Origin of the sequence: Allokutzneria albata (assembly GCF_900103775.1) — a bacterium.
Classification (GTDB): domain Bacteria; phylum Actinomycetota; class Actinomycetes; order Mycobacteriales; family Pseudonocardiaceae; genus Allokutzneria; species Allokutzneria albata.
The window spans coordinates 7,434,674-7,450,709 of the sequence record NZ_LT629701.1 but is presented as its reverse complement, the minus strand read 5'-3'; the positions used below and the strand labels follow the sequence as shown (position 1 = coordinate 7,450,709).

Below are 16,036 nucleotides of genomic sequence, written 5' to 3'. Positions count from 1 at the left end.
GGTCGTCCCTTCCAAGGCTAGTCAAGGCCGTTGATCCACTCGTCGATCGCGGTCGCGGTCTGGCTGGAGTACTCCTCCAGCATGGAGAAGTGGTTGCCCGGCACGTCGATCACGTCGTGCGGGTACTCCCAGAAGGAGCGCCAGTCCTCGCCGAGCGCGCGCATCGAGCCCTGCGACAGCGGCTCGGTCGCGCGCACCAGGAGGGTACGCGTGTCGATCTCGTCGGGCCCCCACTTCCCGAAGAGTGTGAGGTACCAGCCCATCGCCGACAGCCGGGCGTCGTCCATGGTGACGAACACGCCCTCGCGCTCGACCATCCCGTCCATCAGGGACAGACCGAACTGGTTGATGAGGTTGCTCTTCGGCGTGTAGGTGTCCACGAGCACGACACCCGCCGGCCGCTCCCCCACGCTTTCCAGGTAACCCGCCGCGGCGTGCGCGAACCACCCTCCCGCGGACGAGCCGAGCAGCACGATCGGGGCGCCGTCGGCGTCGCGGCGGACCGCCTCGGCCTGTGCCTGGATCACCGCGGCGATGTCGGTCGGCAGGCTCTCGCCGCGGTTGAAGCCGGGCACGGCGAGCGCGGATACGTTGCGCCGGCCCCGGAAACTCGCGGCGAAGCGCGCGTACTGGTGGATACCGGCGACAGCGAGGCAGGAGGAGAAGCAGTAGATCTTCTTCTCCGCCTCACCGCGCGAGAGCAGCACCGGCTTCGGCATCTGCCGGAGCTTGTCCAGGTCGTCGGAGCCGGTGAACATCGGGCGCAGCGCGGCGGCGGCGCGGAGCAGTTCGAAGATCTCAGCCCACTTGCCAGTCTGGAAAGCCTCCAGGTAGAGCGACATCAGCGTGGTGCCACCACTGTCCTGTGTGGACGGTGCGGAGGCAGTGGTCTCCGTCGGGGCCGCGTTGCCCAGCTCTCCCAGGAGATGCGCGGCCAGCGCGGCCGGATCGGCGTGGTCGAACACCAGGGTGGCGGGCAACCGCAAGCCGGTGGCGGTGGCGAGCCGGTTGCGCAGTTCCACGGCGGTCAGCGAGTCGAAGCCGGAGTCGACGAACGCGTGATCGGCGCTGATCGCCGAAGCGTCGGCGTGGCCGAGCACCGTGGCGACGTGCTCGCGAACCAGATCGAGGACCGCGCTGAGCCGCTGCTCCTCCGGCATGGAAGCCAACTTCTGGGCCAGCCCACCACCGGAAGCAGCGCGAGCCTTCGCGGCGCGCCGCGTCGGAACCTTCACCAGGCCGCGCAGCAACGTGGGCGCGGAGCCCGAAGCGGCGTTGGCGCGCAACGAGTTCATGTCCAGGCGCATGGGGATGACCATGCCCTCGCCCAAGCGGAGCGCCGTGTCGAACAGCGAGAGCCCCTGCGCGGTGGACAGCGGCGCGATGCCGGAGCGGTTGCCGCGCCCCGTGTCCGCCATGCTGCCTTCGCTCGCCCACACGCCCCACGCCAGCGAGATCACGGGGCGGCCCTGCTTGCGCAGACTCTGCGCGAACGTGTCGAGGAAGGTGTTCGCCGCGGCGTAATTGCCCTGGCCCGCACCACCGAGCACACCGGCTGCGGAGGAGAACAGCACGAACGCGGCGAGGTCCATGTCCTTGGTCAGCTCGTGCAGGTTGACCACGGCGTCGACCTTCGGCCTCAGCACGGTGTCGATGCGTTCCGGGGTCAACGACGCCATCGTGCCGTCGTCGAGAACGCCGGCGGTGTGCACGATCGCCGACAAGGGCCGGTCCAACCCGTTGATCAGCGCGGAGAGGGCTTCCCGGTCGGCGGCGTCGCATGCGACCACATCGACGGAAACACCTTGTCCGGCAAGGGAGTCGCGGAACTGCTCGGCTCCCTCGGCGGCGAGGCCCCTGCGGCTGGTCAGCACCAGGTGCTTGACTCCGTGCTCGGTGACGAGGTGCTTCCCGAGCGCCTTGCCGAGCGAGCCGGTGGCGCCGGTGATCAGCACCGTTCCGTCCTCGGGGAACTCCACCGCGTCCAGGTTCTCCGGCACCGCGACACGAGCCAGGCGCGGCGTGTGCGGCACCGCGGCCCGCACGGCGAGCTGCGGCTCGGTGCTGGTGAGGATGGTGGCGAGCGCGGTGTAGCTGGTGGGGTCGTCGTCGATGTCGACCAGGCCGACACGGTCCGGCATCTCGCTCTGCGCCGAGCGGAGCAGGCCCCACAGCGCGGAGTTCGCCAGGTCCGTGATCTCGTCGGACTCGGTCGCCTGCACGGCGCCCTGCGTGACGAAGACCAGCCTCGAATCGCCGTAACGGTCGTCGGCGAACCACTGCTGCACCAGCTCCAATGCGGCCGCGGTCGTCGTCCGCGCTGCCGTGGGCACGCTGCCGGAGATCTGTCCACAAGGGACAAGAACGACCGCGGGCGGAGAGGTCCCCGTCGACAGAGCACCGGCGAGGGATTCGAGATCCGCGTAGGACTCGACGTGCACGCCCGCGCTGTCCAGAGCTTCGGTGATCTTCAGCTCGTCCAGCCCGACGAGACCGGCGCGGCGGAGCGGAGTTCCGGAAGCGGGAATGGCGTTCCAGTCCAACCGGAACAGCGACTCGTGGAGGTTCGCCGGAGCCGCGGTCTCGGGCGTGGTGGCTGCCATCTGCCGCAGCACCAGGGCTTCCACGTCGGCGACGGGGTTGCCCTCCGCGTCCGCGATCGTCAGCGTGACGGAGTCGCCGCCGGCCCGGGCAAGGCGCACACGAACTTCCTCCGCGCCGGACGCGTGGAGGGCCACGCCGGTCCACGAGAACGGCAGCCGCCCACGAGTCGGGTCCTCGCCGGGATCGAGCAGCGACGCACCCAGGGCGATCGGGTGCAGGGCCGCGTCGAGCAGCGCGGGGTGCAGGCCGAAGGACGCGGCGTCCTCACGCTGCTTGGCGGGGAGGGCGACCTCGGCGTAGACCTCGTCGCCCTTGGCCCAGGCGGCGCGCACACCCTGGAACGCCGGGCCGTAGGCGAAACCGTTGCTGGCGAAGCGCTCGTACAGGTCCTCGACCTCAAGCTCTTCGGCATCGGCGGGCGGCCACGTGGTGAGGGTCGGAGCGGGCTCGGTGGCGCCGACCGCTAGCAGACCGGTGGCGTGGCACACCCAGTCTTCACCGTTGTGGGAGTAGATGTTCAGCTCGCGCGCGCCGGACTCGTCCGGAGCACCAACGCTGACCTGGAACGACACCGCGCCCTTGGCCGACAGCGTGAGCGGGGCCTGCAACGTCAGGTCCTCGACGCGATCACAGCCCACCTCGTCACCGGCACGGATGGCCAGCTCCAGGAAGCCCGTGCCGGGGAACAGGATCGTGCCGCCGACCGCGTGATCCACGAGCCAGGGGTGCGTCTGTGCGGAGAGCCGTCCGGTGAACACGACGCCATCGGTGTCGGGGAGGTCGACGACTGCGCCGAGCAGCGGGTGTTCCGCGCCGCGCTGACCCGCGCTCTCCACGTCACCGGCTTCGGCGACGGCATCGAGCCAGTACTTCTCGCGCTGAAAAGCGTAGGTCGGCAGGTCGACGCGCGAACCGCCGGTTCCCGCCAGGTACTCCGTCCACTTGACCTGGCCGCCGGAGACGTAGATCCCGGCAACTGCGGCGAGCAGGGTGTCGACCTCGTCGCGCTCGCGGCGCTGCGCGGAGACCAGGGTCACGCGATCCGGGTCGGCGAGGCAGTCAGCTCCGGCGGCGGTGAGCACAGCGTCTGGTCCGAGTTCCAGGAACCGGGTCACGCCAAGGCTTTCCAGTGTGCGGATGCCGTCCTGGAAACGAACGGCCTGGCGGATGTGGTCCACCCAGTAGTCGGCGGTGTAGGCGCTCACGCGCTGACCATCGAGGTTGGAGATGACCGGGATCCTCGGCGCCGAGTAGCTCACCGACGCGGCAACCTTGCGGAACTCCTCAAGGACGCCATCCATGTGCGGCGAGTGGAAGGCGTGGCTGACCTTGAGCTGCTTGGTCTTGATGCCTTCGGCTTCTAGGGCCGCTGCGATCTTCAGGACTTCTGCGGAGTCACCGGCGATGACCGTGGCCTTGGCACCGTTGACCGCGGCGATGCTGACGCGTTCGGTGAGATGCGGCTTGACGATGTCCTCGGCCGCGCGGACGGACACCATCGCCCCGCCCTCGGGGGCCGACTGCATCAGCCTGGCGCGAGCCGTGACGAGCGTCGCGGCGTCCTCGAGGGACAGTGCACCGGCGACGTGCGCGGCGGCCAGCTCGCCGATCGAGTGGCCGATGAGGAAGTCCGGCTTCATGCCCCAGCTGGTGACCAGGCGGAACAGCGCGACCTCGACCGCGAACAGAGCGGGTTGCGTGTACTCGGTCCGGTCCAGCCCTTCGCCATCGGCGATCACGTCGGCGATGGGCCGGGCGAGGTGCTTGTCCAGCGTCGCCGCGACCTCGTCGAACGCCTTGGCGTAGGCGGGGAAAGCCTTGTAGAGCTGCTGTCCCATGCCAACGCGCTGAGCGCCCTGGCCGGTGAACTGGAACGCGGTCTTACCGCCGACCGCACGACCGGTGACGCGGTTCGAACCGAGGAGGACCGCGCGGTATTCGAAGGCTGACCGCGTCGTCACCAGCGAATGCGCGATGTCCACAGCGGGCGCCTCGACCGATTCGAGTCGGGCGATCTGCGCTTCCAGTGCCTCGGGCGTCTTGCCGGAAACCACGAGGGGCACGACCGGCACGGATGCGGTGACCTCGACCGGCACGGGCTCGACCGGCGGAGCTTCCTCAAGGATCACGTGCGCATTGGTGCCCGAGAAACCGAAGGACGAGATCGCACCGCGACGAGGGCTCTCGCCGCGCGGCCAGTCCCGCGCCTCGGTGAGCAGCGAAACCGCGCCGACCGACCAGTCCACTTTGGACGAAGCGGTGTCGGCGTGCAGGGTCTTCGGCATCAGGCCGTTGCGCAGCGCCATGACCATCTTGATCACGCCGCCGACGCCCGCGGCCGCCTGCGTATGGCCGACGTTGGACTTCAGGGAGCCCAGGTACAGCGGCTTGTCCGCCGTGTGCTCCTGGCCGTAGGTGTTCAGCAGCGCCTGGGCCTCGATCGGGTCGCCGAGCGAAGTCCCAGTGCCGTGCCCTTCCACCAGGTCGACCTCGTCGGCCTGCAAGCGCGCGTTGGCCAGGGCCGCGCGGATGACGCGCTCCTGCGACGGGCCGTTGGGCGCGGTCAGGCCGCTGGAGGCGCCGTCCTGGTTCATCGCGGAACCCTTGACGATCGCCAGGACCGTGTGGCCGTTGCGCTGCGCGTCGGACAGGCGCTCCACTGCGATCATGCCGACGCCCTCGCCCCAGCCCGTGCCGTCGGCCGAGTCGGCGTACGCCTTGCAACGGCCGTCCGGTGCGAGCCCGCGCTGCCGGGCGAAGTCCACGAACGCGACCGGCGTCGACATGACCATCGAGCCGCCGACCAGTGCGAGGTCGCACTCGTTGTGCCGCAAAGACCGCGCGGCCAGGTGCAGAGCGACCAAAGAGGACGAACACGCCGTGTCCACCGTGACCGCGGGGCCTTCGAGGCCGAGGATGTAGGCGATGCGTCCGGACGCGATGCTGCCGGAGTTGCCCGCGCCGAGGTAGCCCTCGACGTCGTCGGGCACGGTGGTCAGGCGACGGCTGTAGTCCTGGTACATCACGCCCGCGAAGACACCGGTGCGGCTGCCCTTGAGCGAGTTCGGGTCGATTCCCGTGCGCTCCAGGGCTTCCCACGCGGTCTCCAGCAGCAGGCGCTGCTGCGGGTCCATCGCGACGGCCTCGCGCGGGGAGATCCCGAAGAACGCCGCGTCGAAGTGGTCGACGTCGTCGACGAAGCCGCCCTCGCGGGCGTAGGAGGTCCCTGGAACGTCGGGATCGGGGTTGTACAGGGCTTCCAGGTCCCAGCCGCGGTCGTCGGGGAAGTCGCTGATCGCGTCCGTCCCCGAGGCGACCAGCTCCCAGAGCTGTTCCGGCGTGCTGACCCCACCGGGGTAGCGGCACGCCATGCCCACGATCGCGATCGGCTCCTCGAAGGACTGGAGCCGTTGCCGAGTGCGGTGCAGATCAGCCGTCACCCGCTTCAAGTAATCCCGAAGCTTGTCCTCACTCACCGCGCTACCGCCTCACAGACCCAGCTCGTTGTCGATGAAGTCAAAGATGTCGTCGTCGCTGGCCTCGGACAGCCGGGCGGACACCGCGTCGGTCTCCACGCCGAGCACCCCGAGGAGTTCCTGCAACCGGGCCGCGACCTTCGCCTTGGCCTTGTCGTCCGAGGCGATCCGGCCGAGCCCGCGCGCGACCTTGTCCAGCTCAGCAAGGCTCTGCAGCGCTGGATCGACCTCGGCAGTCTTGATCTGGCTCCCCAGATAGCCCGCGATCGCGGTGGAGGTCGGGTAGTCGAAGAGCAGCGTCACCGGCAGGCGCAGCGAGGTGGCCTTGCTCAACCGGTTGCGCAGCTCGACCGCGGTCAGCGAGTCGAAGCCCAGCTCCAGCAGGCCGCGCTCGGCGTCGATGCCGCCCGCGTCGGAGTATCCGAGCACGGCCGCGGCCGTGGACTGCACCAGGTCGAGCAGCACCTGGGCCTTCTCGTCACTGTCCAAACCGGACAGCCGCTCGGCGAGTCCGGCCGACGTCGCGGCCGTGGACGCGGTCGCCCGCTTCGCCGGAGTCCGCACCAGGCCGCGGAACACGGGCTGGATGGTCCCGTTGGCCGCTTCGGCCTTGAGCGCGGTCGGGTCGAGCCGGGCCGGGATCACCGCGCCGTGCGCGGAGCGCAGCGCCGCGTCGAACAGCCCGAGCGCTTCCTCCGTGGTCATCGGCGCGATACCGGAGCGCGCGGCCCGCTGCATGTCGGCGGAGTCGAGCTTGCCCGTCATGCCGCTGCGCTCGGCCCACAGGCCCCACGCGTGCGACTGAGCCGGGAAACCCTTGGCCCGCAGGCTCTTCGCGTACGCGTCGAGGAATCCGTTGGCCGCGGCGTAGTTCGCCTGACCAGCTCCACCGACCACACCGGCGATCGACGAGAACAGCACGAAGGCAGCCAGGTCGATGTCCTTGACCAGCTCGTAGAGGTTCACCGCCGCGTCGACCTTCGCGCGGAACACGGTGTCGATCCGCTCCGGCGTCAACGCGTCGAACACGCCGTCGTCCAGCACACCGGCGGTGTGGACGACTGCGGTCAGCGGGTGCTCGTCCGGAACTTCCTTCAGCACCACCGCCACGGCTTCGGGATCGGAGACATCGCAGGCCACGACGGAGACTTCGGCGCCGAGGTCGGTCAGCTCGTCCCGGAGCTCCACCGCGCCCGGAGCGCTGAGGCCGCGGCGGCCGACCAGGATGAGGTGCTTGACCTGCTGCACCGTCACGAGGTTCCGCGCGACCAGCTGGCCCAGCATGCCCGTCGCACCCGTGACGAGAACGGTCCCGTTGGGGTCGATCTCCTTGGTGGCCGGGACCTCCGTGGCCCGCGCGACCCGCGCCGCGAAGACCTTTCCGTCCCGCAGGCGCAGCTGGGGCTCGTCGGCGGCCAGTGCGAGGGGAAGCGCGGCGTGCGACGCGTCCGTGCCGTCCGTGTCGACGAGCGCGAAACGGTCCGGGTTCTCGTTGCTGGCGGAGCGAATCAGGCCCCACACGGCTGCCTGCGCCAGGTCGTCGGCGTCCTCGGTGAGAAACACCAGCTTCGAACCGGCGAGCCGGTCCTCGCGCAGCCATTCCTGTGCCAGCGCCAGCGCTGCGTGCACCTCGGTGCGCACCCGCCCCGGCAGCTCACCCGTGGCCGTCGCGCGTCGCGGGACGAGCACGACCTCGGGGATCGTGGTGAGCGCGGAGATGCTGGGGATCGCGGTGATCTTGACGCCACTGGTCCGGAGCGCCTGGACCGCCGGGTGGGTCTCATCGCCGAGGAGGACCCACTCCCCCGTGGTCACATCGTCCGAAGTGGACAGATCGGCCCAGTCGACGGTGTACAGCGCCGAGCCGTCACCGGCCGAGGCCGCCTTGATGCTGTCCTTGGAGACCGGACGCAACACCAGGGACTCGACCGAGGCGACCGGCTGGCCGGTCTGGTCGGTGACCTCGACGCGCACGGACTCTCTGCCATTGGGCGTAACCCGAACACGCAGTTCACGAGCGCCGACCGCGTGCAACGACACTCCGGTCCACGAGAACGGCATCAGACCGCCCTCAAGCCCTTCGAGCCCACCGAACGCCAGGGTGTGCAGCGCCGCGTCCAGCAGAGCGGGGTGCAGGCCGAACCTCGCCGCGGCCGACCGCTGCTCCTCCGGCAACGCGACCTCGCCGACGATGTCGGAGCCGTCGCGCCACGCCGACTTGAGGCCCTGGAAAGTCGGCCCGTACCCGAAGCCGCCCTCCAGCATGCGGTCGTAGAGGCCGTCCGTGTCCAGCTTCTCCGCACCTGCGGGAGGCCAGGCGCCGGGCATGCGCTCAGCCGGTTCCGACTCGCTGGTCAGGGTTCCGGTGCCGTGGCGCAGCCAGGTGTCGCCGGACTGCGAGTGCACGGTGAGCGAACGGTTGCCGTTCTCGTCCGGGCCGCTCACCGAGAGCTGGAGGGTCACAGAACCCTTCTCCGGCAGCACGAGCGGGGCTTCGAGGGTCAGCTCGTCGACGACCGGCGTCCCGACCTCGGCCGCCACGTGCAGGGCCAGTTCCAGGAAACCCGTGCCGGGGAAGAGAACCGACCCTGCCACCGCGTGGTCCAGCAACCAGGGGTGGGTCTTCGCGGAGATGGTCCCGGTGAACAGGTAGCCCTCACTGTCGGCCAGCTCGGTGACCGCGCGGAGCAGCGGGTGCTCGGTGGTGTTGAGACCGACGCCGGCCACGTCGGCGGTCTGCTGCGATGCGTCCAGCCAGTAGCGCTGCCGCTGGAAGGCGTAGGTCGGCAGGTCGACGCGCCGAGCGCCTTCGAAGAGCGGAGTCCAGTCGATCGCGGCCCCGCGCACGTACAGCTCGGCGAGCGCGGTCAGAAACGACTCCGCCTCCGGGCGGTCCTTGCGCAGCGACGGAGCGAGAACCGCCTCGCGCTCAAGGCAGTCCTGCGCCATCGACGCGAGGACTCCACCGGGGCCCAGCTCGATGAAGGTGCCGACGCCGTTGTCCTCCAGCCAGCGGATGCCGTCGCGGAACCGGACCGCCTCGCGAACGTGGCGGACCCAGTAGTCGGCGTCGATCTCCTCGACCAGATCCCCGGTCAGGTTGGACACGATCGGCAGACGCGGCTTCTCATAGCTGATCGACTCGGCGATCTTGCGGAACTCCGCGAGCATCGGCTCCATCAGCGGCGAGTGGAAGGCGTGCGAGACCGTGAGGCGCTTGGTCTTCACGCCGCTCGCCTCGGCCGCCTTGAGCACCGCCTCCTCGGCTCCGGCGATGACCGTCGACAGTGGACCGTTCAGCGCTGCGATGCTGACGTCGTCGCTCAGCAACGGCAGCACGTCCGCCTCTGAAGCCTGTAGCGACACCATCGCGCCACCAGTGGGCAGCGCCTGCATCAGGCGGCCCCGCGCGGCGACGAGCTTCGCGGCGTCGGCGAGCGAGAGCACTCCGGCCACGTGGGCGGCGGCCAGCTCGCCGATGGAGTGGCCGACCAGGTAGTCCGGTCGGACGCCGAAGCTCTCCGCGAGCCGGTACAGCGCAACCTCCACGGCGAACAGCGCGGGCTGCGTGTAGCCGGTCTGGTCCAGATCCTCTCCACTGAAGATCACATCGCGGATCGGGCGGTCGAGACGGGCTTCGAGGTGCGCGCACACCGCGTCGAACGCCGATGCGTAGACCGGGAAGGCGTCGTACAGCTCGCGCCCCATGCCCGCGCGCTGCGATCCCTGGCCGGTGAACATCACCGCGACGCGGCTGTTCCCCGCGATCCCACTGACGACTCCGCGTGCTTCGCTGCCCTCCGCGAGGGCGGCCAGGCCGGCGCGCAGCGCAGCGAGGTCCTGGCCGACGACGACCGCGCGGTAGTCCATAGTGGACCTGCTGGTCGCCAAGGAGTATGCGGTGTCGACCAACGGAGCGCTGGTGTCGACGTGCGCCAGAAGCTGTTCAGCCTGGCCACGAAGACCGGCGCTGCTCCGGGCGGAGAGAACCCACGGCGTCGCGGGAAGCTCGGGAGCGACCCGATCCTCCTCGACCACCGCAGGAGCTTCCTGAAGGATCACGTGCGCGTTGGTGCCACTGACACCGAAGGCCGAGACACCGGCGGCGCGCGGGCGACCGTTGCGCTCCCACTCCACGGCCTCGGTCAGCAGAGCGACCTCACCCGCGGACCAGTCGATGTGCGGCGAAGGCGTCTCCGCGTGCAGGGTGCGCGGCAGCAGGCCGTTCTGGAGCGACAGCACCATCTTGATGACACCGGCGATACCGGAGGCCGCCTGGGTGTGGCCGATGTTGGACTTCAGCGCACCGAGCCACAACGGCTTCTCGCGGTTCTGCCCATAGGTGGCGAACAGCGCCTGGGCCTCGATCGGGTCGCCGAGCGAGGTGCCGGTGCCGTGCGCCTCGACCGCGTCGACCTCCTGCGGCGTCATGCCCGCGTCGGCGAGGGCCGCCCGGATGACCCGCTGCTGGGCGGGGCCGTTCGGGGCGGTCAGGCCGTTGGAGGCGCCGTCCTGGTTGATCGCGGTGCCCTTGATGACGGCGAGAACGGGGTGACCGTCGCGCTGAGCGTCGGAGAGCCGCATCAGCAGGAGCATGCCGACGCCCTCGGACCACCCGGCGCCGTCGGCCTTGTCGGAGAACGCCTTGCAGCGGCCGTCCGGGGACATCGCGCGCTGACGGGAGAACTCGATGAAGCTGTCCATTGTGGACATCACGACCACGCCACCGGCCAGCGCGGAGTCGCACTCGTTGTTGCGCAGCGCCTTCGCCGCGAGGTGCAGCGCGACCAGCGAGGACGAGCACGCGGTGTCCACGGTGACCGCCGGGCCTTCGAGCCCGAAGGTGTAGGACAGTCGCCCGGACGCGACGCTGCTGGAGCTGCCGAGGGCGAGGTAGCCCTCGAACTCCGGCGGAGCGGTGTCGAAGCGCGAGCCGTAGTCGTTGTAGCTGGCGCCGATGAACACGCCGCCCCGGGTGCCCTTGACCGACATCGGGTCGATGCCCGCGCGCTCGAAGCTCTCCCAGGCCGTTTCGAGCAGCAGCCGCTGCTGCGGGTCGATCGCTAGGGCCTCGCGGGGGCTGATCCCGAAGAACGCCGGGTCGAACTCGGCCGCGTCGTGGAGGAACCCACCACCCGTGGCGTAGAACGTGCCGGGCTTGTCGGCGTCCGGGTCGTAGCGGCCTTCGAGGTCCCAGCCGCGGTCGGTGGGGAACTCGCCCACGGCGTCGCGGCCTTCGGCCAACAGCTCCCAGAACTTCTCGGGAGTGCTCGCACCACCCGGGTACCGGCAGCTGAGCGCGACGATGGCGATGGGCTCATCGGTGTTCTTCGCGGACACCACAGGGACAGCGGTCTCGGTGCTGGTGCCTGCGAGCTGCGAAGCCAGGTGCTCGGCGAGAACCGTCACGGTCGGGTAGTCGAAGACCAGCGTGACCGGCAGCCGCAGTCCGGTGGCTTCGGCGATCCGGTTGCGCAGGTCCACCGCGGTGAGCGAGTCGAACCCGAGGTCGCGGAACGCCTTGGCGGGCTCGATCTGGTCGCCGCCCGAGTAGCCGAGCACCGCGGCCACCTGCCCGGCGACCACGTCGATCAGCGCCTTGCGCCGGTCCTCTTCGGACAGTCCGCTCCAGCCGTCGGCGCTCGGTGCCTCGGAGATCTGCGGGGTTGCCTTGAGCGCCTTGACCTCGGCCAGGTCACCGAAGACCGGGTTGGTCTTCACCGCCGGGGAGTTCTGCGCGAGCGTCGGCCAGTCGATGTCCACGACGGCGACGCACGTGCCCTCTTCGTCCAGAGTGCGCTGCATCGCCGCGACAGCGATCTCCGGCTGCATGGCGGGAATCCCCCCGCGCCGCAACCGCTCCGCAGTCGCCGCGTCGACCAGCCCACCGCCGGCCCATGCACCCCAGGCGACGGAGGTCGCGGGGAGGCCGTCCGCCCGCCGCTGATGGGCAAGCGCGTCGAGGAAGGCGTTCGCGGCGGCGTAGCTGCCCTGCCCAGAGCCACCCGCGGTACCGGCGAAGGAGGAGAACAGCACGAACGCGTCCAGCTCCAGTTCGCGGGTCAGTTCGTGCAGGTTCTGCGCCGCGGCGACCTTGGGCGCGAACACGATGTCCGTGCGCTCCGGGGTGAGCGTGTCGATCAGCCCGTCGTCCAGCACACCGGCGGTGTGCACCACGGCGCGCAGGTCACTCAGGCCGTCGATGAGTTCCTTCAGCGCCGCGCGGTCGGAGACATCGCACGCCGCGATCGTGACCTCGACGCCGAGTTCGCGCAGCTCATCGGCGAGTTCAGCGGCTCCGGGCGCGTCGGCGCCGCGTCGGCTGGTCAGCACCAGGTGCCCGGCCCCGTTGCCCGCGAGCCACCGGCCCACGTGCTTGGCCAGACCGCCCGTGCCGCCCGTAACGAGGACGGTTCCGCGCGCGCTCCACTTCTCGCCGCCAGTACCCGCGTGGCGGACCAGGCGACGGGCGAACGTGCCGGACGAACGGACCGCGCACTCCGGTTCCCCGCCAGTGGTGACGAGCGCGGTGACGCGGCGAAGGGCTCGTGCGTCCAGGTTCTCCGGAAGGTCGACAACCCCGCCCCAGCGGTGCGGGTACTCCAGCGCGGCGATGCGGCCGAGGCCCCAGATCGCGGCTTGGACAGGGCTGGCGACGCGGTCGGCTCGGGAGACCGAGACAGCTCCCCGAGTCGCCAGCCACAGCGGCGCATCCACACCCGCGTCACCAAGGGCCTGCGTCAGGGCAACGGTGAGCGCCATGCCCACGGTCTGCCCGGCAGCGGAGTGCTGGCGTTCGTCCAGCGCCAGCAAGGAGATCACGCCGTCCAATTCGGACAGCTCGGCCAGCTCCGCGATGCGGGAGGTCAACCGCGCGCGATCGACGTCGGCCGTGTCGAGTTCGAGAGTTATCACCGTGGCGTCAAGGACGTCGCTTCGATGCCCCGCCGGAACGACCGCCAGCCAGGTGCCAGTTGGCGTGGGCGCGGCATCGGGCACCGGCTCCCACGTGACCTTGTAGCGCAGTGAGTCCACGGTGGACGACTCCTGCTTCGCCTTCCGCCACTTCGCCAGCACCGGCAGCAGTGCGCCCAGGGAGTCCTGGGCTTCGATGCCCAAGGTCGAGGCCAAAGCGTGCAGGTCCTCTGTCTCCACGGCGGACCAGAACTCGTCGTCCGGGGCCGCCGCCGTGATGGCGGAAACGGTGGCGGAGGACTCCATCCAGTAGCTCTGCCGCTGGAAGGCGTAGGTGGGCAGCTCGACCTTGCGGGCCTTCGACTCCGCGAAGATCGGCTCGAAGTCCACCGCACCGCCACGCACGTACAGCTCGCTCAGCGAGGTGAGGAACCGGTCGAAGCCGCCCTCATCCCTTCTCAGCGAACCCACGACAACCGAGGAAGAACCCTTGTCTGTGGTGAACAAGGTCTCCTGGATAGCCGGCAACAGCACGGGGTGCGCGCTGGTTTCGACGAAAGCCTCGTGCCCGTGCTCGATGAGCAGGCGCGTGATGTCCTCCAGCTCCACGGTCTGCCGGAGGCTGCGGTACCAGTACTCCGCCCCCATCTCCGGCCCGGCGATCACCTCGCGGGTCACCGTGGAGTACACCGGGATCTCCGGCGTGCGCGGGGACACCGGCGCGAGGACTTCGAGGATCTGCTCGCGGATCTCTTCGACGTGCGCGGAGTGCGAGGCGTAGTCCACGTTCACCCGGCGGACGCGGATGTCGGCAGCCTCCAGGGCGGCCTGGAGCTCGTCCAGCGCGGCGGTGTCACCCGACACCACAACGGAGTTCGCGCCGTTGACGGCCGCGAGCGAAATCCCCGGCCGATCCAGCCAAGGCTGCACATCCGTGCGGGACAGGGCGACGGACATCATGCCGCCACGACCCGCGATCGCGCTGATCGTCTTGCTGCGCAGCGCCACCACCCTTGCGCCATCCTCAATGGACAGAGCACCGGCGACGACAGCCGCGGCGATCTCCCCCTGCGAGTGACCGACCACGGCCGAAGGCTGAACGCCGTGCGACTGCCACAGGGCGGCCAGGGAGATCATGACCGCCCACAGCACCGGCTGGACCACATCGACGCGATCCATCCACCAGGTGTCCTCTTCCTTGGCGAGGACGTCCAGCAGGCGCCAGTCGGCGAACGGGGCGAGCGCGTCGTGGCACTCACGCATCCGCGCGGCGAACACCGGCGAGGTGCGCAGCAGGGAGCTGGCCATGCCGGCCCACTGCGAACCCTGGCCGGGGAAGACGAAGACCGTGCGGTTGATGTCGGTGACCGCGCCGCGCACCACGGACCCCGCGGGCTCGCCCTTGGCCAATGCGTCCAAAGAGGACAGAAGATCGGCGCGGGTCTTGCCCAGCACTACCGCGCGGTTCTCGAAGCGGGCACGAGTGGTCGCCAGCGAGAAGGCGACGTCCAAGGGCTTGATCCCCGGGTTGTTCTCCATGTGGTCGCGGAGGCGCTGGGCCTGCCCGCGGAGGGCCGCTTCGCTGCGAGCGGAGAGCAGCCACGGCGTGTGCTCGGGCTCGTTGCGCTCGTCCGACTCCTCGGGGGCCGGGGGTGCCTGCTCCAGGATCACGTGCGCGTTGGTGCCGCTGAGACCGAAGGAGGAGACGGCGGCGCGACGGGGTTCACCGGTCGTAGGCCAGGCACGCCGCTCGCGCAGGACCTCGACGTTGCCGGTCTCCCAGTCGATGAACGGGGACAGCTCCTCGGCGTGCAGCGACTTCGGCAGAACTCCGTGCTGCAAGGCCATCACGGTCTTGATGACACCGGCGACACCGGAGGCGGCCTGCGCGTGCGCGATGTTGGTCTTCACCGATCCGATCCACAGTGGGCGATCGTCGGCCCGTGCCTGGCCGTAGGTCTCCAGCAGCGCGTGCGCCTCGATCGGATCGCCCAGCTTGGTGCCGGTGCCGTGCGTCTCGACCATGTCGATCTGCTCGTGCTTCAGCTGTGCGTTGGCCAGCGCCGCGTTGATCACCTTGCGCTGCGCGGGACCGCTCGGCGCGGCGATGCCGTTGGAGGCGCCGTCCTGGTTGAGCGCGCTGCCCTTGATGACCGCGAGCACTTTGTGCCCGTTGCGCTCCGCGTCGGACAGCCGCTCCAGCAGGATGACCGCGGCGCCCTCGCCGAGGCCCATGCCGTCCGCGCCCGCGCCGAAGGCCTTGCCGCGCCCGTCCTCGGCGAGACCGCGCTGGCGGGCGAAGCCGACGAGCGAGATCGGCGCGGAGATGATCGCCGCGCCGCCCGCGACGGCGAGCGAGCAGTCCCCCTGGCGCAGCGCCTGGATCGCCATGTGGATGGCGACCAGCGAGGACGAGCAGGCGGTGTCGATGGTGACCGCCGGGCCCACAAGCCCCAGCGTGTAGGCGATCCGGCCGGAGATGATGCTCGTCGACATGCCGGTGACGAGGTGCCCTTGGAGGCCGTCCGGCGCGTCCCGCCAGCTCTCGCCGTACCCCTGGTACGCGGCGCCGACGAACACCCCGGTCGGGGTTCCCTTGAGCGCCTGGGGAGTCAGGCCCGCGCGCTCGAAGACCTCCCACGAGGTCTCCAGCAGCAACCGCTGCTGCGGGTCCATGGTCGCGGCCTCGCGCGGGGAGATCCCGAAGAACGCCGGGTCGAACTGGTCGGCCTCGTAGATGAACCCGCCCTGCGTGGTGTAGCAGGTGCCCTGCACGTCCGGGTCCGGGTCGTACATGGCGTCCAGGTCCCAGCCGCGGTTGGCCGGGAAGGAGCCGACCACGTCGCGGCCCTCGGCGACGACGTCCCACAGGTCCTCCGGCGAGGCCACCCCGCCCGGGTACCGGCAGCTCATCGCCACGATCGCGATCGGCTCGCGGGAGGCGGCGGTGAGCTGCTGGTTGGCCTTGCGCAGCCGCTCGGTCTCTTTCAGAGACGCGCGCAGTGCGTTGACGACCTGCTGGTTCGAGTCCGACATCTTCA

General features: G+C 70.1%; 1 protein-coding gene and 1 pseudogene. Both read right to left on the bottom strand.

Features of this window, described 5'->3' with window-relative positions; genetic code table 11:
* Positions 1-17: 17 nt before the first annotated feature.
* A pseudogene (locus BLT28_RS34045) lies at positions 18-6,074 on the bottom strand (type I polyketide synthase); the annotation flags it as partial.
* An 18-nt stretch (positions 6,075-6,092) separates the two neighbouring features.
* The gene (locus BLT28_RS34040) at positions 6,093-16,031 is read right to left on the bottom strand and encodes a type I polyketide synthase (protein ID WP_030426550.1); all 9,939 of its coding nucleotides are present in this window, start codon (positions 16,029-16,031) and stop codon (positions 6,093-6,095) included.
* Positions 16,032-16,036: the final 5 nt, after the last annotated feature.

Bases quoted from the DNA above. Each gene is read 5' to 3' on its own strand.
- BLT28_RS34040 (WP_030426550.1), bottom strand. From the start codon at position 16,031: ATGTCGGACTCGAACCAGCAGGTCGTCAACGCACTGCGCGCGTCTCTG.